Raw genomic sequence first — 1,372 nt, forward strand, 5'->3', positions numbered from 1 at the left:
ATAAGCCATTGCGCTGCCATCTGGAATCCAGAACTCGTGCGTGCACGATTCACCTTCTGCGTGCTCTTTGATCTTACGAACGTTGCTGCCATCTTCATTGACCAGCCACATGCGCGCATCCACCAAATCATGTGGACCTTCATGACAGAAACCAACCGTTGAGTCATCAAACGGACGGTAAATTGGGTGACCCAGCCACGCAGTGTCTTGATGGATCACCTCCAACTCACCGGTTTCGATATCCACTTTAATTAGGCGACAAGTTGGATTGGTGTGGTAGAACTCGGCAAACTTTTCCCACGATGTCAGCGGTTGCCAATCACGTTTTAAAATCTCGATGCCAACTAACTTGGTACAGTCAGAATTTGCCACCCAAGTACCGTAGCCTTTCCACTCTTCATCGACCGTATAAATGACTTGTTCTTCCAGCGTTTCTAAATCGACTTTCATCAAATTCAGTTCGTTTTTCACGTAGAAAAATGCACGCTCATCCGTCGAAATGAAACCGCCAAAGGTGTTGTCACCTTTACCTTCCGTCAGTTGGACTGCTTGTTGCGTTTCAAGGTTAAGCAGGTAATAGTTGCGATTTCCGTCGAAATCACCTGCAAACAGCAGCTTTTTTCCATCCTGAGTAAAGCACTTCTGGTAAAAGTAGTTACGGTGACAAATCACGTCCGTTGGCGTTAATCGCGTCACTTTCACTTGGGTATCACTATCAACAAACGTTTCGAAGTTGAGAGTAATCACATCACCTTTAGCCATAATATATCTCCACAAAAGGGCTGCCCAAGCGAGGGCCGCAAAAACAAAAATTCAGCTTATTGGGTCGTTGTCGCGGCTACTTTAGAGGGCTGCGTGTCTAGCTTGGCACTCTTCTTCAAGCCGTAGCCCACAGCAAAGACTGACGCTGCACAGGCAAGGAACAATAGGCGGCCCCATAGTGGGTTAGGAATCAACACCATCAGTGTTAAACCTGCGGCCATGTAGATAACCAGCGTACCCAATTTCGCGCGTTGCATGCGGTCAACAATGTCTTGGCCTTCTTCTGCAACACACTCGGTGTCCACATCTTTAAAGAATTCCGCCGTTGTCTCTTTGTGCGTGTCTGTTTCTTCTTTGTAGAACAGAGTCGATAGGCAGAAGAAACCAGCAGTAAAGACAAGGTGAGCAGCAATGGTGATCATTGTGCGCATTTCACCTGCTTCGCGGCGTGTTAGCTCATCCATACCGAACCAGCTACCAACAAATTCTGGAGTGAAGATTTTCACCACTGACCAAGAGACAAACATACCAACCACAACTGTTGCCCATGGTGCCCATTTCGGCGTTCTGCGAATGATGATGCCAAGGAACAATGGAACTAGGATTGGTG

General features: G+C 47.3%; 1 protein-coding gene and 1 pseudogene. Both read right to left on the reverse strand.

The features are described from left to right. The coding region (locus R7P35_RS24460) for an oligogalacturonate lyase family protein (RefSeq protein WP_318092936.1) at positions 1 to 762 on the reverse strand (762 nt) is incomplete at its 3' end. A gap of 56 nt (positions 763 to 818) precedes the next feature. Further along, positions 819 to 1,372, reverse strand: a pseudogene (locus R7P35_RS24465) (transporter); the annotation flags it as partial.

The sequence above is a fragment of the Vibrio sp. Vb0304 genome (assembly GCF_033338995.1).
Classification (GTDB): Bacteria; Pseudomonadota; Gammaproteobacteria; order Enterobacterales; family Vibrionaceae; genus Vibrio; species Vibrio alginolyticus.